At 67.2% G+C, this 17,834-nt stretch carries 16 protein-coding genes; 9 read left to right on the top strand and 7 right to left on the bottom strand.

Annotated features, from left to right (window positions below; all coding sequences use genetic code 11):
* Positions 1-14: 14 nt before the first annotated feature.
* The 6 genes from E5CHR_RS25265 to E5CHR_RS25290 all read right to left on the bottom strand — a co-directional run bounded on the left by E5CHR_RS25265 (position 15) and on the right by E5CHR_RS25290 (position 5,335).
* The gene (locus E5CHR_RS25265) at positions 15-713 is read right to left on the bottom strand and encodes a TetR/AcrR family transcriptional regulator (protein ID WP_162582372.1); all 699 of its coding nucleotides are present in this window, start codon (positions 711-713) and stop codon (positions 15-17) included.
* A 16-nt stretch (positions 714-729) separates the two neighbouring features.
* Positions 730-1,911 (bottom strand): radical SAM family heme chaperone HemW, encoded by a 1,182-nt coding sequence (gene hemW, locus E5CHR_RS25270; protein ID WP_443083126.1) that lies wholly within the window; start codon positions 1,909-1,911, stop codon positions 730-732.
* 80 nt (positions 1,912-1,991) lie between these two features.
* Positions 1,992-2,591 (bottom strand): RdgB/HAM1 family non-canonical purine NTP pyrophosphatase, encoded by a 600-nt coding sequence (gene rdgB / locus E5CHR_RS25275; protein ID WP_162582374.1) that lies wholly within the window; start codon positions 2,589-2,591, stop codon positions 1,992-1,994.
* 30 nt (positions 2,592-2,621) lie between these two features.
* Positions 2,622-3,350, bottom strand: a complete 729-nt coding sequence (gene rph, locus E5CHR_RS25280; protein WP_162582375.1) for a ribonuclease PH — start codon at positions 3,348-3,350, stop codon at positions 2,622-2,624.
* A gap of 25 nt (positions 3,351-3,375) precedes the next feature.
* The gene (locus E5CHR_RS25285) at positions 3,376-4,290 is read right to left on the bottom strand and encodes a PP2C family protein-serine/threonine phosphatase (RefSeq protein ID WP_162582376.1); all 915 of its coding nucleotides are present in this window, start codon (positions 4,288-4,290) and stop codon (positions 3,376-3,378) included.
* A gap of 37 nt (positions 4,291-4,327) precedes the next feature.
* Positions 4,328-5,335, bottom strand: coding sequence for a serine/threonine protein kinase (locus tag E5CHR_RS25290; RefSeq protein WP_068681569.1), 1,008 nt, complete (start codon positions 5,333-5,335; stop codon positions 4,328-4,330).
* A 92-nt stretch (positions 5,336-5,427) separates the two neighbouring features.
* Here E5CHR_RS25290 and E5CHR_RS25295 point away from each other — a divergent pair, with 92 nt between their 5' ends.
* From E5CHR_RS25295 to E5CHR_RS25310, 4 genes are all read left to right on the top strand, one after another.
* Positions 5,428-6,342: a YicC/YloC family endoribonuclease gene (locus E5CHR_RS25295; protein WP_162582377.1), complete on the top strand. Its 915-nt coding sequence runs from the start codon at positions 5,428-5,430 to the stop codon at positions 6,340-6,342.
* 29 nt (positions 6,343-6,371) lie between these two features.
* Positions 6,372-6,992 (top strand): guanylate kinase, encoded by a 621-nt coding sequence (gene gmk, locus E5CHR_RS25300; protein ID WP_162582378.1) that lies wholly within the window; start codon positions 6,372-6,374, stop codon positions 6,990-6,992.
* 37 nt (positions 6,993-7,029) lie between these two features.
* Complete coding sequence (gene rpoZ, locus E5CHR_RS25305; RefSeq protein ID WP_028249368.1) at positions 7,030-7,233, top strand: DNA-directed RNA polymerase subunit omega; 204 nt, start codon at positions 7,030-7,032, stop codon at positions 7,231-7,233.
* 93 nt (positions 7,234-7,326) lie between these two features.
* A complete protein-coding gene (locus tag E5CHR_RS25310; protein WP_162582379.1) occupies positions 7,327-9,582 on the top strand; it encodes a RelA/SpoT family protein in 2,256 nt (751 codons plus the stop codon).
* Positions 9,583-9,585: 3 nt separating this feature from the next.
* On the opposite strand, the gene greB is transcribed toward E5CHR_RS25310, so the two are convergent.
* The gene (greB, locus tag E5CHR_RS25315; protein ID WP_162582380.1) at positions 9,586-10,158 is read right to left on the bottom strand and encodes a transcription elongation factor GreB; all 573 of its coding nucleotides are present in this window, start codon (positions 10,156-10,158) and stop codon (positions 9,586-9,588) included.
* Between the two features lie 343 nt (positions 10,159-10,501).
* Here greB and E5CHR_RS25320 point away from each other — a divergent pair, with 343 nt between their 5' ends.
* From E5CHR_RS25320 to E5CHR_RS25340, 5 genes are read left to right on the top strand one after another with little or no spacing between them, the layout of a single operon-like run.
* Positions 10,502-11,440: an NmrA family NAD(P)-binding protein gene (locus tag E5CHR_RS25320; protein ID WP_162582381.1), complete on the top strand. Its 939-nt coding sequence runs from the start codon at positions 10,502-10,504 to the stop codon at positions 11,438-11,440.
* Between the two features lie 14 nt (positions 11,441-11,454).
* A complete protein-coding gene (locus E5CHR_RS25325) occupies positions 11,455-12,255 on the top strand; it encodes a 2-keto-4-pentenoate hydratase (protein ID WP_162582382.1) in 801 nt (266 codons plus the stop codon).
* A gap of 17 nt (positions 12,256-12,272) precedes the next feature.
* Entirely contained in the window at positions 12,273-13,226 is a 954-nt protein-coding gene (locus E5CHR_RS25330) for an acetaldehyde dehydrogenase (acetylating) (protein WP_162582383.1), read from the top strand.
* A 10-nt stretch (positions 13,227-13,236) separates the two neighbouring features.
* On the top strand, positions 13,237-14,274 hold the full coding sequence (gene dmpG, locus E5CHR_RS25335) for a 4-hydroxy-2-oxovalerate aldolase (RefSeq protein WP_162582384.1): 1,038 nt from the start codon (positions 13,237-13,239) through the stop codon (positions 14,272-14,274).
* On the top strand, positions 14,271-17,822 hold the full coding sequence (locus E5CHR_RS25340; protein ID WP_162582385.1) for an indolepyruvate ferredoxin oxidoreductase family protein: 3,552 nt from the start codon (positions 14,271-14,273) through the stop codon (positions 17,820-17,822). Before dmpG ends, E5CHR_RS25340 begins: the two co-directional genes overlap by 4 nt.
* The last annotated feature ends 12 nt before the right edge of the window (positions 17,823-17,834 follow it).

Here is a 17,834-nt window from a genome sequence, read left to right on the forward strand (position 1 = left end):
GGGCAGTCGGCATTTTAGCCGCTGGCTTCATCCGACCCGTCGCGCCCGGCACCAGCGCGCGCGGGCAGCCAGCCGCGCAGCACCAAGTCCACCACGCCCTCGGCCCAGGCGCGGCGCTCCTCGGGTCCTGCCAGGGGCTTGGAGATGAAGAAGCGCACCCCGCCGAAGGCCAGGGTCGAGAGCTGCACAGCGGCCAGTTCGGGATCGGGCACGTGCAGCTTGCCGCCACGGTTCGCCTCGGCCAGGTATTCGACCACCGGGGCAAGCACATAGCTGTTCTCGGCGTACAGCGACTTCGCGAGCTCCGGAAAACGCACGGCCTCGGCGATCACCAGGCGCAGCAAGGCAAGGGTCTGCGGGTCGGTGGCGCCCAGGTACATGCGCTCGACGAGGTCGAGCAGCACCTGTCTTTCATCGGCATCCGAGCGCACGAGCGTGGACTGCATCGTCTCGCGGGCGCTGCTCACGGCGCGATGGACGACCTCGCGGAACAAGGCCTCCTTGTTCTCGAACTGGCGGTAGATGGTGATCTTGGCGACGCCGGCATCGCGCGCGATGGCCTCGATGCTGGTGGCGGCGTAGCCGTGCTCGAGGAAGGATTTCAGCGCAGCGGCAAGGAACGCTTCGCGCAACGCCGCCGCCTGTTCGGGGCTGGGACGGCCGCGGGCACGGCGCTTGATGACTTCTTCTTCCGGCAGGTTTCGGGTCGGCATGGCGGCGCTGGTGGTCTCAGCTCTCGGGAAGGAAGATGGCCTGCAAGTCGCTCAGGAAGTCCAGGCCGCGGGCGGTGGGCCACACGCGGGCGAGATCGCGTTCGATCAATCCCTTGCGCTCAGCCTCTTCGAGCCCGCGCTGGATGGCGGTGACGGCCAGGCCGGTGCGCTCGCCGAACTGCGCCAGCGTAAACCCGTCCTTCAGGCGCAAGGCATTGAGCATGAATTCGAAGGGCAACTCGGCGATCGTGACCTCATCACTCTGCGCGACTGCGCGGGCGGCGAGCGCGTTCTCCATGTAGAGGCGCGGGTCGCGAAAGCGGACCTGGCGCACGATGCGATGGGCAAAGCTCAGTTTGCTGTGCGCGCCGGCGCCGATGCCGAGGTAGTCGCCGAACTGCCAGTAGTTGAGGTTGTGCGCGCAGCGGTGACCGGCGCGTGCGTAGGCGGAGATCTCGTAGCGTTCCAGCCCACGCTGCGCGGTGCGCTCGGTGATGCGGTCGAGCATGTCGTAGGCGGCATCGTCCTCCGGCACCTTGGGCGGGAACTTGGCGAAATAGGTGTTGGGCTCGATCGTGAGGTGGTAGACCGAAAGATGCGGCGGCGCGAGCGCCAACGCCTGGTCCAGGTCGGCATCGAGCTCGTCGGCGCTCTGCCCCGGCAACGCGTACATGAGGTCCAGATTGAAGGTGTCGAAGGCCTGCGCCGCCTCCTCGACCGCCGCGATGGCCTGGGCCCGGTCATGCACCCGGCCGAGCGCCTTCAGGTGCGCGTCGTTGAAGCTCTGCACGCCCACCGACAGGCGTGTGACGCCCGCGGCTCGGTAGCCACGGAAGCGGTCGCGCTCGAAGGTACCGGGATTGGCCTCCAGCGTGATCTCGCAGTCGGGAGCCAGCTTGAGCCGGGCCCGGAGGTCACCGAGCAGGCGGTCGATGGCGGCCGGCGAGAACAGGCTGGGGGTGCCGCCCCCGAGGAAGATGCTGTGCACGCTGCGGCCCCAGACCAGCGGCAGGGCCGCGTCGAGGTCGGCGATCAGCGCGTCCAGGTAACGCTGCTCAGGCAGCGGTGCCTCGCCGCCGTCGCTCCGCCACTCGTGCGAATTGAAGTCGCAGTAGGGGCATTTGCGCAAGCACCAGGGCAGGTGCACGTAGAGCGAAAGCGGCGGCAGCGCCGACAGCTGGAGGGGCCCTGGGCGCATCCAGTGCAGCACGTCGTTCGCGCGATCGACATCGGCGCTGCGCGGCTGCGCGGGCTCTGCGGTGATCGGCAGAAAAAGGGTCACAGCCATCGCTCCCGCATCAACGCCAGCATCGCTCGCGCTGCCTGGCCTCGATGACTGTGGGCGTTCTTCAGCTCGGGCGGGAGCTGGGCAAAGGTCTTGCCCAGCTGGGGCAGCCACATCACCGGGTCGAACCCGAATCCGTTCTCGCCGATCGGCTCACGCGTGATCTGGCCCGCGGCGCGGCCAACGGCGATCAGCGGCTCGGGATCTTCGGGGCTGCGCAGTGCCACGAGCGTGCTGACGAGCGCGGCGCGGCGATTGTCGAGGCCCGCCATCTGCTCGAGCAGCGCGCGAACATTGTTGGCGTCGCCCTTCTCGTAGCCGAAGCGCGTAGCGTAGTAAGCCGTGGCCACGCCGGGCAGGCCGCCGAAAGCGTCGACGCAAAGGCCGGCGTCGTCGGCCATCGCGGGCAGGCCGGTGGCCGCCGCTGCATGCCTTGCCTTGGCCAGCGCATTCTCGACAAAGGTGAAGAAGGGCTCCTCGGCCTCGCCGACGCCAAGCTCTGCCTGGCGCACGAGCTCGACGCCGAGCGGCGCGAACAACTGCTGCAGCTCGGCGAGCTTGCCGGCGTTGTTGGAGGCCAGGACCAGTTTCATCGGCAATCCGCGGATCGCGCCGTCGCCCAATCAGCCGGCCAGGGCCCGCGCCTGCAGCGCGGTCAATTCAGCGATGCCCTTCTCGGCCAGCAGCAGCAACGCATTCATTTCGTCGCGCGAGAAAGCCGCCCCTTCGGCCGTGCCCTGCACTTCGACAAAATGCCCGGCGCCGGTCATCACCACGTTCATGTCGGTGTCGCAGGCGGCATCTTCGATGTATTCAAGATCGAGCAGTGGCGTGCCTTGCACGATGCCGACGGACACCGCGGCGACGTGGCCCCGGATCGGCGAAGCCGCGAGGGTGCCGGCGGCCAGCAGCTTGGTGACCGCATCCTGCGCAGCCACGAAGGCGCCGGTAATGGCCGCGGTGCGCGTCCCGCCGTCGGCCTGGAGAACGTCGCAGTCGAGATGGATGGTGCGTTCGCCGAGAGCGGCGAGGTCGAAGACGGCGCGCATCGAACGGCCGATAAGCCGCTGGATCTCCTGCGTGCGGCCACTCTGCTTGCCGCGCGCGGCCTCGCGGTCGCTGCGCGTATGGGTGGCCCGCGGCAGCATGCCGTACTCGGCCGTGACCCAGCCCTCGCCGCTGCCGCGCTTGTGCGGGGGCACCTTTTCCTCGACGGAGGCGGTGCAGAGCACGCGCGTCTGGCCAAACTCGATCAGCACCGAGCCTTCGGCATGGATGGTGAACCCACGGGTGATGCGTACGGGACGCAGCTGGTCAGCAGCACGGTCGCCGCTTCGTACGAAAACTGTCATGTCAACCCAGCAAAAGTGGAACGGATCAGGACTTGCGCGCTGCGGAGGAGCGCTTGATGGCTTCGTTGATCTCGGCGATCGACCGCTCGATGGCGTCTTCGTCGAGATCATCGAGCTCGCTGTCGGATGGCATGCCCGCCTGGATGGTGGAGGCAAAGACGCCATCGCTGATGCTGTCGGTGGATACGCCGCGGGTCTGGCCTGTCGCGTCCGGCGTCTCCCATTCGAGCGCGATCAGCGTGACGTTGTCGCTGTGGGTGCCGCCGTTGCGCAGGGCCATTTCGGCGAGATCGGGCGCCACGTCTGACACGGGCTTGCCGGAGGACAGCATGCGCACGAGCAGACTCTCGTCCAGCACGCTCCAAAGGCCATCGGAGCACAGCATGATGCGATCGCCCCGTTGCAGCTGCAACGGAGCCGAGATGTCGAACAAGGGGGTGGTCGGCGATCCCAGGCAGGTCAGCAGCAGGTTGCGGTTGACGATCTCGGCGCCCGTGGCCCCGCCCGTACGCGGCCGCTCGGCGTGGGAGTGGTCGCGCGTGCGGGTCAGCAGCTCGCCGTCGCGAACCACATAGAGGCGGGAGTCTCCGCAGTGGATCCAGGTCGCGGTAGTGCCTTGCAGGACCGCCACCACGACGGTCGTGCGCGGGGTATCGAGCATGCCCTTGTTGCCCGCGTATCGCATGATCTGCTGGTGCGCGGCCATGACAGACGCCGTGAGGAAGGCCTTCACATCCTTCACCATCGGCCGCGCCTCGCGCTGGTACAGCGCTGCGATGGTTTGCAGCGCCAACTGGGCAGCCACCTCGCCTTCGGGATGCCCGCCCATGCCGTCTGCCAGAACGAACAGGCCGGATTCGCGCGTGTAGCAATAGCCCATGCGGTCTTCGTTCTTGAGACGGCCGCCCTTGCGGCTGACTTGAAAGACGGAAAATTTCACAGCGCCCGCCTGAGGAAGTAAGCAACGTGGGAGGTCATCATGCCGGACGGGTAGTCGGAGCCGCCGCTTTGGGGAGGCCCTTCTTCTCGAAGGAGCGCATGTTGTCGATCGACAGCCGCACCTTCTCACTTACCGTGAGCTTGGTGTAGCGACGCTCGCCTTCGCGGCTGAGCTCCTTCTGCAGGGCAAAAACCGATTGCGGCCGCGACAGCGGGTCGAGCGACATGCACCACTCGACCACCTCGATCAGGTTGTCCGAATAGATGCCGCGCAGGCGCGAGAGCGACAGGCCGAGCCGATCCTTCTCGATGCGCTGCGGCGCATCGTTGGGCGGATAGCCCTGCATGCAGGCATAGATGCAGGCGCCGATGGCGTAGATGTCGGTCCAGGGACCCATGGAGGAATCGCGGCGGTACATTTCGGGCGCGGCGAAACCGGGGGTGTACATCGGGCGGATGAAGTTGCCTTCCTTGGAGAGCACTTCGCGCGCGGCGCCGAAGTCGATCATCACGGCGCGATCGTCATCGGTCACAAAAATGTTGGCGGGCTTGATGTCCAGATGGAGCATCTTGTGCTGGTGCACGATTCGCAAGCCGCGCAGGATCTCGTCGAATAGCGAGCGGATGGTGGATTCGCGGAAGACCTTCTGCTTCTTGAGGTCGCGGGCCGTCACGATGAAATCCTGCAAGGTGGCACCTTCCAGATAGTTCATGACCATGTAGACGGTCTCGTTCTCGCGGAAGAAGTTGAGCACGCTGACCACCGAGGCATGCGAGATCTGCGCGAGCGAGCGCCCTTCTTCGAAAAAGCTCTTGAGCCCCAAACGGTAAAGCGACAGTTTCTCAGGAGGGACCTGAGGTGCGAGTTCGCCGGTGCCGCGTGTCGCCAGCGAAGACGGGAGATACTCCTTGATCGCCACCTGCTGGCCGCTGTGGTCGACAGCGAGATAGACCACGCCGAACCCGCCTGCCGAGATGCGGCGCACGACGCGATAACCGCCGATGACCGTATCAGGCAACAAGGGCGAAGGTTTGACCTTTGACATAATCCGGGAGTTTCGCCCGAAGGCGGGAGTGCGGCAAGCGAAGCAGATGCCGTTGTCTCGGGGCGTGCATACCAATTCAAGAGCGAGGCGCGATGCCAGTTTACAGCATGACCGGCTATGCCAGCGGCCAGACCGCCGCGAGCGGCGGTCACCACGACGCCGAGCCGCGAACCGCCGGCGCGGGCCGGCTCGGCGTCGAGATCCGCTCGGTCAACAGCCGTTTTCTCGATCTCACTTTCAAGCTTCCGGAAGAGTTGCGCCAGCACGAGCCCATGCTGCGCGAGCTGCTGGCGCGCCAGCTCAAGCGCGGCAAGGTCGAGTTCCGCGCGGCAATCGAGAGCGGGGCCGCAGCGGGGATCGGTGAGCCCTCGACCAAGCTGCTTCAACGACTCAACGGGCTGCAGGACAGCGTCCGGGCCTGGTTGCCGGCCGCGCGCGAGCTCAGCGTGGCCGACGTGTTGCGCCTGGCGGCCGGTGACACCGCAGCTCGCAGCGATTGGGGCCCGGAGCTTTCCGGGCTGGCGACGAAGACGCTCAAGGGCCTGATGACCGCGCGTGAACGCGAGGGCGCACGGCTGGCCACGATGCTGCAGGAGCATCTCGGCCACCTGCGCGCCCTGGTTGCGCAGGCGCTGCCGCTCGTTCCGCAGCTGGTCGAGCAGCAGCGCAACCGCTTCCTGGAACGCTGGCAGGAAGCCCTGGGCGCGAGCGGCGGCGCGCCGCCGGAAGCCGCCCAGGACCGCGCGCTGGCGGAAGCCACCGCCTTTGCAATTCGCATCGACGTGGCGGAAGAACTCACGCGCCTCGGTTCGCACCTGGACGAAATCGAACGTCTGGTAAAAAAAGGAGGCGAAATCGGCAAGCGCCTCGACTTCCTGATCCAGGAGCTGCATCGCGAAGCGAACACCCTCGGATCCAAGTCGGCAACGCTGGAGCTCACCCGCATCGGCGTGGACATGAAGGTGCTGGTCGAACAGATGCGCGAGCAAGTTCAGAACATCGAGTGACAGGAAAACAGGGAACAGGGAACGCGCGAATGGACTATCCCGGCAACATCTTCGTGGTTGCGGCGCCGAGCGGCGCCGGCAAGTCGAGCTTGGTCAAGGCCCTGATGGAGCTGGACTCTGCGGTGCAGCCGTCGGTGTCGCACACCACACGAGCACCGCGTGGCCAGGAAAAGCACGGCCGCGAATACTTCTTTGTGCCGCATTCGGAATTCGACGCGATGGTGGCGGCCGATGCCTTCGTCGAATGGGCCCATGTGCACGGACAGCGCTATGGCACCTCGAAGAAGGCGATCGAGGATCGCATCGCCCAAGGTGCCGACGTCATCCTGGAGATCGACTTTCAGGGTGCTATCCAGATCCGCAAGACCTTTTCCAATGCGGTGATGATCTTCATCCTGCCACCGAGCTGGGAAGAGCTGCGGTCCCGGCTCGAACGGCGCGGCGAGGACAGCGCCGAGGTGATCGAACTGCGTCTGCGGAACGCCGCCGAAGAGATGGCACGCGCCAATGAATTCGACTTCGTTATAATCAATGAGTTATTTGAGCGTGCGCTTTTTGACCTGAAGGCGATTGTCCACGCTCAGCGGCTTCGGTATTCCGCACAGCGCCGCGCGCGTGCCGACACCTTCGCCGCCCTGAACATCCCCTGATTCCTACCAGGCCTCGCCTGTAAGCCGAAAGACCCAAATGGCCCGCATCACCGTCGAAGATTGCCTGCAACACATCCCGAACCGGTTCCAGCTCGTTCTGGCCGCCACCTACCGGGCGCGCATGCTGAGCCAGGGCCATGCGCCGAAGATCGAGAGCAAGAACAAGCCTGGCGTGACGGCCCTGCGAGAAATTGCCGAAGGCAAGATCGGGCTCGAAATGCTCAAGAAAGTCCCAGGTTGAGCTGACGCAGCCCTGCAACAAATAAGCACCGCAACGCGGTGCTTTTTTATTGCACAAAGACATCTGACCAGTCGCCAAGCTAAAGTGACAAGCATGAGCGCGGTTGTCAAGCCCCAATCAGGTGCCCCGAAAGGCACACCCCGGCCGAGTCCGGCGGCGCTGAATGCAGCTGCCGCCAGCTTCGCCGCGCTCACGGATCGCCTCGACTACCTGAGCGCAGAAGACGTCGAGCAGGTTCGCCGCGCCTACCGTTTTGCCGATGAGGCCCATTTGGGCCAGCTGCGCAACAGCGGTGAACCCTACATCACCCATCCGATCGCCGTGGCCGCTCAGTGCGCGGAGTGGAAGCTCGACGCGCAGGCGCTGATGGCAGCGCTCCTGCACGACGCGATCGAGGATTGCGGCGTCACCAAGTCGGAGCTGATCGAGCGCTTTGGCGCGCCGGTCGCTGAATTGGTCGACGGCCTCACCAAGCTCGACAAGCTGCGCTTCAACACGCGCGAGGAGAACCAGGCCGAGTCGTTTCGCAAGATGCTGCTGGCGATGGCGCGGGACGTACGCGTCATCCTGGTCAAACTGGCCGACCGCACGCACAACATGCGGACGCTTGAGGACGCCCCCCGCGAGAAATGGGCCCGGATCTCCAGCGAGACGCTCGAGATCTATGCCCCGATTGCGCACCGGCTCGGGCTCAACCAGACCTACCGCGAACTGCAGGACCTGTCCTTCCGCCACCTGCGGCCCTGGCGCTACGCGATTCTCGCGAAGGCCGTCGCCAAGGCCCGCGGCCGGCGCCGCGACCTGATCCAGAAGGTGCAGCAGGAACTGGAAACCGCCTTCGCTGCAGCCAGCATGAGCGTGCGGATCGCAGGTCGCGAAAAGACGCTCTATTCCATCTACCGCAAGATGGAAGAAAAACACCTGAGCTTCGCCCAGGTGACCGACATCTACGGCTTTCGCCTCATCGTGCCGTCGGTGATCGCCTGCTATACCGGGCTGGGCATCCTGCACCAGATGTACAAGCCGTTGCCGGGCAAGTTCAAGGACCACATCGCCATCGCGAAGCTGAACGGCTACCAGTCGCTGCACACAACGCTGGTGGGGCCGGCCGGCGTGAGCGTCGAATTCCAGCTGCGCACCGAAGCCATGCACGTGGTGGCCGAGTCCGGGGTGGCCGCCCACTGGCTCTACAAGGCGGCCGAACCGAGCGCGGCGACGGGCGAACGGCTGGGGACCAAGTGGCTGCAGTCCCTGCTCGATATCCAGGACGAAACACGGGACGCTGCCGAATTCTGGGACCACGTCAAGGTCGATCTCTTCCCCGACGCGGTCTACGTCTTCACCCCAAAGAGCCAGATCCTGGCGCTGCCGCGCGGCGCGACGGTCGTCGACTTCGCGTACGCCATCCACAGCAACATCGGCGACCACACTTCGGCCGCTCGAATCAATGGCGACCAGGTTCCGCTTCGTACCGAGCTCAAGAATGGCGATGTGGTGGAAGTCATAACCGCACCCGTTTCAACGCCGAATCCGGCGTGGCTGGGCTTCGTGCGCACCGGCAGGGCACGCTCGAAGATCCGGCACTACCTCAAGACCCTGGCGCACGCCGAGTCGGAAGGGCTGGGTGAAAAGCTGCTTGCGCAGGCCCTGCGCGCCGAGGGTCTCGGGAACCTGCCGGAAGACAACGACGAGCACCAGCAAATCTGGGAAAAGCTCCTGCGCTTCACCGGCAACCGCACGCGCTCGGAGCTGCTGACCGACATCGGCCTGGGAAAGCGCATCGCCACCATCGTCGCCAAGCGGCTGATGGCGCTGCTGGCAGAGCGCGGCGAGAAGCCCGACGCCCTGATGCTGAGCCGCGAGCGCTTCACAGCCCACGAGGCCGTCTCCCAGGGCGCCGTTACGTTGGACGGCAGCGAGAACTCCTCGGTGCGCTTCGCACTCTGCTGTCGGCCCATTCCCGACGATCCCATCGTGGGTTACCTCGGCCATGGAGAAGGCCTGGTGGTGCATACCGAAGCTTGCGGCGTCGGCCAGCGCCTGCGGCACAAGGACAGCGAACGGTTCTTCGCCGTCGAATGGGCGGACGAACCGGTGCGCACTTTCGAGACCGGCGTGGTCATCACGGTGCGCAACGACAAGGGTGTCCTGGCGCGCGTCGCCGCCACGCTGGCGGATGCCGAGGCCGACATCACGCACGTGGAGATGGCCGACGAGACGCCGCAGGACTCCACCGACCTGCGCTTCGTGATTGCGGTGCGGGACCGCACCCATCTTGAAGCCGTACTGCGGGCGGCGCGGCGCACTCCCTCCGTGCTCGCCGCAGCGCGGACCGTTCCGGCGCCCTGAGCCTCAGCCCGCCGCGGGCGACGCCGGTGGATAGCTGACCGACAGCACCTCGATCTCGTGCACGCCCCCGGGCGTCGCCAGCTTGACCACATCGCCTTCACGCGCCTTCAGCAGTGCCCTGGCGATCGGGGAAATCCAGCTCACCTGCCCGTGCGCGCTCTCGGCTTCATCGATGCCCATGATGGTCAGCTCCCGCTCGTCGCCGGTCTCGTCAGCGTAGCGAACCGTGGCACCGAAGAAGATCTGATCGCGGCCATGGTGGACCGAGGGGTCCGTCACCTCGGCCACCTCGAGGCGCTTCGTCAGGAAGCGGATGCGCCGGTCGATCTCGCGCAGGCGCTTCTTCCCGTAAAGGTAGTCGCCATTCTCGGATCGGTCGCCGTTCTTGGCCGCCCAGTGAACCGCCTCGACCACCTTGGGCCGCTCGACGTCCATCAACGCAAGCAACTCGTCGCGCAGACGCGCATAACCTTGCGGGGTAATGTAGTTCTTGCCGCCGACGGGAAGCGGCGGCATGCCGGCCGTGCCGTCGTCGTCATCGTCCGCGTCGTTCTCTTTGGTGAATGCCTTGCTCATGGCTTGAAGCTCCAAAGGAAGCCTGCAACTCTCGCGGCAGGTTTTTCTTGATCAGAGTGCGGTTGCGGTTCGAACCCCACGGTCCCTCGGTTCGTAGGCAGCGCCGCTCTCGCGAGGCGCTGATTTTATGGAGCGGAGCAAAAGGTACGGCGCCCACCCGCGCTGCCGCCGACTCCTACCTCCTGGATCGCGACACCCGGATCGGCATGGACTCCATGCCGGGAAAGCATTTCCGCCGCTCTCACCCCGTTGCTAACCTCTCCTCGAGTCACATGACTGCCAGAGGAGACAGTCGCATGAACAGGCGAAACACGATCGAACTGAGATCCTCTTCAGAAACAACATGAAAATTGCCGTCGTCGGAGCCACCGGAAGAATCGGTGCCCAACTCACCCAAAAGCTGCTGCGTGCGGGCCACCAGGTCAGGGCCCTCTCGCGGGGCGGTCCGTCCCTCGACGCATTGGCACAGGCCGGTGCGGAGCCATTCTTGGGAAGCTTCGACACGGGCGCAGGAGAACTCGGCAAATTCTTCCAAGGCGCGGATGCCGCCTTCCTGATGGTGAAGACCGACTGGGCCAGCGACATCCACGGGCACTATCCGGCGGTCGCACGCCGCTTCGTCGATGCGCTGCGCGATTCGCCGGTCCGGCTGGCCGTGAGCCTGACGGCCATCGGCTCTGAAGTGAAGGGTGGCACCGGCCACTTCGCCGGCTTCCACCAGCTCGATCAGAAGCTGAACGAGCTCGAGAACGTCGACCTGGTGCACTTGCGTGCCGGCTGGTTCATGGAGAACCTGCTGGCCTGGACGGGTGCCATCGCCAAGCATGGGCGCATCGGCTATTCGCTGGATCCCGACCTGAGGATGCCCTGGGTCGCCACGCATGACATCGCCGACCTGGCGGCCCATGAACTGAATCATCCCACGGGGGACAAGCGCATCGTCCGAGAGGTCGGTTCGGAAGACCTCTCCATGCCGGAGGTGGCGGCGATGATCAGCCGCGAGATCGGGCGCGCGGTGGAATACCGGTTCATCGACAGGAACCGCAAGGACGTCGAGGCCAAGTTCCTTCAGAGGTTCGGTACCCGGGCGTTGTGGCTCTACGAGAACCAGACGCTTGCTGCGCTGAACGACGGCCGGGTGCGCTTCCATGGAAAGCGCCGGCCGCTGTCCACCGCGATGGAGAGCTTCCTTCGCAACACTTGGAAGCCGCACTACCTGGCGTCGCTCGCCAACCCACACGAGCCCGAGTCCTTCAACACGTGGTGCGCCCAGGCGGCCTGAAACAGAAACCATCCATGCAACACCCACCCGAACCCGCCGAAGCCCTGGCCGCGGCGCTGCGCGATGCCGAGCAGCAGCGCGCCCCCTGCACGCCCTTGCGGCAGCGTGCCGAGTCCCTCGGCTGGCCGACCACCCAGGAGAACGCCTACGCCGTGCAGCGCATGAACGAGGCGCGCCGCATTGCGGGCGGCGACCGCGTCACGGGCCGCAAGATCGGGCTCACTGCCGCCAGCGTGCAGCGGCAGCTCGGCGTCGACCAGCCGGACTACGGCGCGCTCTGGAGCTCCACGGCTTTTGGCGACGGCGCGGAGATCCCGCTGGCCGGTTTCATCCGGCCCAAGGTGGAAGCCGAAGTCGCAATCGTGCTCGACAAGGACGTGACGGCCGCCGACGCAACCTTGGCCGAGCTCTTCGCGGCCACGGCCTATGCGGTGCCCGCGCTCGAGATCGTGGACAGCCGCATCGCGGACTGGGACATCCGCCTGTTCGACACGATCGCCGACAACGCATCGGCCGCCGGCTACGTGCTCGGCGCCGACCCGAAGCGGCTGGACCAGCTGGGCCTGCGCGACGCCGGCATGACGCTGACCGAAGATGGCCGCGAGGCGAGCCGGGGCCGCGGCGGCGAGTGCATGGGCCACCCCCTGAATGCCGCCGTCTGGCTGACGCGGCAACTGGCCCGGCTCGGCACCCCGCTGCGCGCCGGCGACGTCGTGCTCACCGGGGCGCTCGGGCCCATGGTGACGATCAGCGGGCCCTCGTTCTTCGAGGCGCACATCGAAGGCCTCGGCCGCGTTGCGGCGCGGTTCACCTGACCCTGCAAGGAAGCTCCATGGACAAGATCAAGGCTGCCATCGTGGGCAGCGGCAACATCGGCACCGACCTGATGATCAAGGCGCTGCGCGGCGCGCGGAACCTCGAGGTGGTCGCGCTCGCAGGCATCGACGCGAACTCGGACGGCCTCGCGCGCGCACGCCGCCTCGGCGTGGCAACCACCGACCAGGGGGTCGAGGGGCTCGCCCGCCACCCCGCCTTCGCCGACATCGACATCGTGTTCGACGCGACCTCGGCGTCGGCGCACATCCGCAACGACGCCTTCCTGCGCGAGCGCAAGCCGGCCCTGCGCATGGTGGACCTCACGCCGGCCGCCATCGGCCCGTACTGCGTCCCCGTGGTGAACCTCGACGAACACCTGGACGCGCCGAACCTCAACATGGTCACCTGCGGCGGCCAGGCGACCATTCCCATCGTGCGCGCCGTCGCGCAGGTCGCGACCGTGCACTATGCCGAGATCGTCGCGTCGGCGTCGAGCCGCTCCGCGGGCCCGGGCACGCGGGCCAACATCGACGAGTTCACCGAGACCACCGCCCGCGCGATCGAGGTGGTGGGCGGGGCCCGCCAGGGCAAGGCCATCATCATCCTCAACCCTGCCGAGCCGCCGCTGCTGATGCGCGACACCGTCTACACGCTGAGCGCCGGCGGCGACGAGGCCGCGATCGAAGCCTCGGTGCAGGCCATGGTGGCCGCCGTGCAGCAGTACGTGCCCGGCTACCGCCTCAAGCAGGCCGTGCAGTTCGAACACATCCCGCCCGGGCAGGCGCTGCAGATTCCAGGCGTGGGACGGCTCGCCGGGCTCAAGACCTCCGTGTTCCTGCAGGTCGAAGGCGCGGCGCATTACCTGCCGGCGTATGCGGGCAACCTCGACATCATGACGAGCGCCGCCCTCGCGAGCGGCGAACGCATCGCGGCGCGCCTGCTGGCCACCCGTGCCGTGGTAGCCGCGTGAGGAGATTCCCATGAATGGCAAGAAGATCTACATCTCCGACGTCACGCTGCGCGATGGCAGCCACGCCATCCGGCACCGGTACACGGTGGCGCAGGTGGCGCAGATCGCGGCCGCGCTCGATGCCGCGGGCGTCGACTCCATCGAGGTCGCCCATGGCGACGGGCTCGCCGGCTCCAGCTTCAACTACGGCTTCGGCGCGCACACCGACCTCGAGTGGATCGCAGCGGCGCACAACGCCGTCCGCCGGGCGCGCATCGCCACCTTGCTCGTGCCGGGCATCGGCACCGTGCACGACCTGAAGGCCGCCCACGCGGCCGGTGCCAGCGTCGTGCGCGTGGCGACGCACTGCACGGAAGCCGACGTCGCGAAGCAGCACATCGAGACCGCGCGCGAGCTCGGCATGGACACCGTCGGCTTCCTCATGATGAGCCACATGACCAGCGCGGCGGAGCTCGCGCAGCAGGCGCTGAAGATGGAAAGCTACGGCGCCACCTGCGTGTACGTCGTCGACTCGGGCGGGGCGCTGGGCATGCAGGACGTGCGCGACCGGTTCCGCGCCTTCAAGGACCTGCTGCGCCCGGAAACCGCGACCGGCATGCACGCCCACCACAACCTCAGCCTCGGCGTCGCCAACAGCATCGTGGCCGTGGAGGAAGGCTGCGACCGCGTGGACGCCAGCCTGGCCGGCATGGGTGCCGGCGCCGGCAACGCGCCGCTCGAGGTCTTCGTGGCGGCGGCCGAGCGGCTGCACTGGAACCATGGCTGCGACGTGAAGGCGCTGATGGATGCGGCCGACGACATCGTGCGGCCGCTGCAGGACCGGCCCGTGCGCGTGGACCGCGAGACGCTGTCGCTCGGCTATGCCGGCGTCTATTCCAGCTTCCTGCGGCATGCGGAGGCCGCCGCGTCACGCTACGGCCTGCCGGCCGTCGACATCCTGCTCGAACTCGGCCGGCGCCGCATGGTCGGCGGCCAGGAAGACATGATCGTCGACGTCGCGCTCGACCTGCTGCGTTCGCGTGAAGCCGGACCCGCTGTCCAACGATGAACACCGCGATCAGCCTCGACGACAAGTACACGGCCGCCTCGGGCCTGGCCTACATGAGTGGCACGCATGCGCTGGTGCGCCTGCCCATGCTGCAGCGTGAACGCGATGCCGCCGCAGGCCTCGACACAGCCGGCTTCATCAGCGGCTACCGCGGCTCGCCACTGGGCGGCTATGACCAGGCGCTGCAGAAGGCGAAGCAGCACCTGGACCGCCACCACGTCAGCTTCGTGCCGGGCGTCAACGAGGAGCTGGCGGCGACGGCGGTGTGGGGCACGCAGCAGGCGAACCTGCGGCCTGGAGCGAAGTACGACGGTGTCTTCGGAATCTGGTACGGCAAGGGCCCGGGCGTGGACCGCAGCGCGGATGTGTTCCGACACGCCAACCAAGCCGGCACCTCCGCGCACGGCGGGGTGCTTGCGTTGGCGGGCGACGACCACGGCGCCAAGTCCTCGACGATGGCGGCGCAGACCGACCACCTGTTCCAGGCGGTGGGCATGCCGGTGCTCGCGCCGGCCACCCTGCAGGACTTCATCGACCTTGGCCTGCATGGCTTCGCGATGTCCCGCTACACCGGCCTGTGGGTCGGCATCAAGTGCGTCACAGACTGCGTGGAGAGCACCGGCATCGTCGATGTGTCGCCCGACAGGATCCGTCCAATGCCGCCGCAGGGGATCGATTTACCGCCGGGAGGACTGAACATCCGCTGGCCCGAGGAGGGTTTCGTGGCGATGGAGCAGCGGCTCATGCAGCACAAGCTGCCCGCGGCCCTGGCCTATGCGCGCGCCAACCGGCTCGATCGCGTGCACTTCGATTCGCCGGGCGCGCGCCGCGGCATCGTGACCTCCGGCAAGTCGTGGCTCGACGTGATGCAGGCCCTGGAGGACCTCGGCATCGACGCCGCGGCCGCGCGCGAGCTCGGCCTGAAGGTCTACCAGGTGACGATGCCCTGGCCGCTGGAACCGGAAGGGTTCGCGGCGTTCGCGCAGGGCTGCGAAGAGCTGCTGGTCGTCGAGGAAAAGCGCGACCTGCTGGAGAGCCAGGCCAAGCAGGTGCTTTACGGGCGGCCTGCCGCGCCGCGAGTGATCGGCAAGGCCGGCGCGGAAGGCCAGCCCCTGATGTCCGCTGCGGGCGAGATCGATCCCGCGATCGTGGCACGCTTGATCGCGAAGTGGCTCGGTCTCGCAGGGCCGCTCGCCACCCGTCGCATCTCCACCATCGACGAGGCGCTGCTCGCTGCCGAGGTGCACAAGCCCTCAGAGCAGCGAACGCCCTATTTCTGTTCGGGCTGCCCACACAACACCTCGACCAAGGTGCCGGACGGCTCGCGCGCGCTCGCGGGCATCGGCTGCCACTACATGGCGCAGTGGATGGACCGCGAGACCGAGACCTTCACGCAGATGGGCGGCGAAGGAGCGAACTGGGTCGGCCAGTCTCGCTACGTGAGCGACGGCCACGTGTTCCAGAACCTGGGCGACGGCACGTACTTTCACTCCGGCCATCTCGCGATCCGCCAGGCGGTCGCCGCCGGTACGGCCATCACCTACAAGATCCTGTTCAACGACGCCGTCGCCATGACGGGCGGCCAGGCGCACGACGGCCGCCTCACGCCCGCTTCGATCGCGCGGCAGGTGCTGGCCGAAGGCGTGCGCGAGGTGGTGGTGGTCACGGACGATCCGGGCAAGTACCCGCCGGGCTTCTTCCCTGCCGGCGTGCAGGTGCATCCGCGCACCGAGCTCGACCTCGTGCAGCGGCGCCTGCGCGAGATCCCGCAGGTGACCGTGCTCATCTTCGACCAGACCTGCGCGGCCGAGAAGCGCCGCCGCCGCAAGAAGGCCCTGCGCGACGCCGGGCCGCCCCAAGGCGCGCAAGCCCCCTCCGGGGGCAGCGAACCACACGCAGTGGGGAGCGTGGGGGCCGAGATACCGCAGGAGCAGCGGCGTGCCTTCATCCACTCCGGGGTATGCGAAGGCTGTGGTGATTGCGGCGTGCAGTCCAACTGCGTGTCGATCGAGCCGCTGGAGACCGAGTTCGGCCGCAAGCGCCGCATCAACCAGTCTTCCTGCAACCAGGACCTGTCGTGCGTGCAGGGCTTCTGCCCGAGCTTCGTGACGGTGACCGGCGGCAAGCCGCGCAAGGCACTCGCCGCTGCCGGTGATGGCGGTGGCGGTGGCAAGCCGATGCCAGCGTTGCCCGACACGCAAGTGCCCGCCATCGCGGCACGTTATGGCTTGCTCGTGACCGGCATGGGCGGGACCGGCGTCATCACCATCGGGCAACTCCTCGGGATGGCCGCACACCTCGAAGGCAAGGCCGCGAACGTGCTGGACATGACGGGCATGGCGCAGAAGGGCGGCGCCGTCACGAGCCACGTGCAGATCGCGCCCTCGCGCGACCTCCTGCACGCGCCGAAGCTCGCAGCCGCGTCAGCCGACGCGGTGATCGGCTGCGACCTCCTGGTGACGGCCGGCAGCGACGTGCTCGCTCGGCTGCGGCAAGGCCACACCCGCGTCGTCGTGAACACCGACTCGCCGCCGACTGGCACGTTCACGCGCGACGCCGAATGGAGCCTGCCCGGCGACCAGCTGCTGGAGGCCGTCACGCAGGTCGTCGGGAAGGATCATGTCGCCAGCCTGCCGGCCGCGTCGCTTGCAACGGCCCTGCTCGGGGACGCAATCGCTGCCAACGCGTTCCTGCTGGGATTCGCGTGGCAGAAAGGACTGATCCCGCTGGCGGCGGCCTCGATCGAGCGCGCAATCGAGCTCAATGCAGTGGCCGTGGAGATGAACCGTCAGGCCTTCCGGTGGGGACGCGTGGCTGCCGCGGACCTGCCCTCTGTGCAGGCAGCCGCGCGGCCCGCGCAGGTGATCCAGTTCGTGCCGCGCCGCATGCAGACGCTGGAGCAATTGGTCGAGCACCGTGCGGGCCACCTGGTGACCTACCAGTCGCCTGCGCTCGCAGCCCGCTACCGCGCGTTCGTGAAGCGCGTCGCGCAGGCCGAGTCGGCACTCGGAACCGGCCAGCGTCTCACCGAAAGTGTGGCCCGTTCCTACGCGAAGCTCCTCGCGTACAAGGACGAATACGAGGTCGCGCGCTTGTACGCCGACCCGAAGTTCCGCCAGCAACTCGACGCAGCGTTCGAAGGCGACTGGCGTCTCACGTTCAACCTGGCGCCGCCGCTGCTGCCCGGGCGCAATTCGCAGGGCCACCTGCGCAAGCGCGAGTTCGGCCCGTGGATTGCGCACCTCTTCCCGCTGCTGGCGCGTCTGAAGGGGTTGCGCGGGACGGCCTTCGACGTGTTCGGCTACACGGCGGAGCGGCGCGAGGAACGCAGGCTCATCGCCGACTACGAACGACTCGTCGAACACGTGCTGCACAGGCTCCACCCCGGCAACCACGGCCATGCGATCGCGTTGGCCGTCCTGCCCGAGCAGGTGCGCGGCTTCGGCCACGTCAAGGAGAAAGCGATCGCGAAGATGCGGACCGAGCAGGCGCGCCTGCTGGCCCGTTTCGACGCGGCTCCCAAGCCCGGAGAACGCGAGGCGGCCTGACGTGAACCGACT

The organism is Variovorax sp. PBS-H4, from assembly GCF_901827205.1.
GTDB lineage: Bacteria > Pseudomonadota > Gammaproteobacteria > Burkholderiales > Burkholderiaceae_C > Variovorax.

Coding starts and splice junctions, on each gene's coding strand:
- E5CHR_RS25265 (WP_162582372.1), bottom strand. CDS start 713: ATGCCGACCCGAAACCTGCCGGAAGAAGAAGTCATCAAGCGCCGTGCC.
- hemW (WP_443083126.1), bottom strand. CDS start 1,911: ATGCGCCCAGGGCCCCTCCAGCTGTCGGCGCTGCCGCCGCTTTCGCTC.
- rdgB (WP_162582374.1), bottom strand. CDS start 2,591: ATGAAACTGGTCCTGGCCTCCAACAACGCCGGCAAGCTCGCCGAGCTG.
- rph (WP_162582375.1), bottom strand. CDS start 3,350: ATGACAGTTTTCGTACGAAGCGGCGACCGTGCTGCTGACCAGCTGCGT.
- E5CHR_RS25290 (WP_068681569.1), bottom strand. CDS start 5,335: ATGTCAAAGGTCAAACCTTCGCCCTTGTTGCCTGATACGGTCATCGGC.
- E5CHR_RS25295 (WP_162582377.1), top strand. CDS start 5,428: ATGCCAGTTTACAGCATGACCGGCTATGCCAGCGGCCAGACCGCCGCG.
- gmk (WP_162582378.1), top strand. CDS start 6,372: ATGGACTATCCCGGCAACATCTTCGTGGTTGCGGCGCCGAGCGGCGCC.
- rpoZ (WP_028249368.1), top strand. CDS start 7,030: ATGGCCCGCATCACCGTCGAAGATTGCCTGCAACACATCCCGAACCGG.
- E5CHR_RS25310 (WP_162582379.1), top strand. CDS start 7,327: ATGAGCGCGGTTGTCAAGCCCCAATCAGGTGCCCCGAAAGGCACACCC.
- greB (WP_162582380.1), bottom strand. CDS start 10,158: ATGAGCAAGGCATTCACCAAAGAGAACGACGCGGACGATGACGACGAC.
- E5CHR_RS25320 (WP_162582381.1), top strand. CDS start 10,502: ATGAAAATTGCCGTCGTCGGAGCCACCGGAAGAATCGGTGCCCAACTC.
- E5CHR_RS25325 (WP_162582382.1), top strand. CDS start 11,455: ATGCAACACCCACCCGAACCCGCCGAAGCCCTGGCCGCGGCGCTGCGC.
- E5CHR_RS25330 (WP_162582383.1), top strand. CDS start 12,273: ATGGACAAGATCAAGGCTGCCATCGTGGGCAGCGGCAACATCGGCACC.
- dmpG (WP_162582384.1), top strand. CDS start 13,237: ATGAATGGCAAGAAGATCTACATCTCCGACGTCACGCTGCGCGATGGC.
- E5CHR_RS25340 (WP_162582385.1), top strand. CDS start 14,271: ATGAACACCGCGATCAGCCTCGACGACAAGTACACGGCCGCCTCGGGC.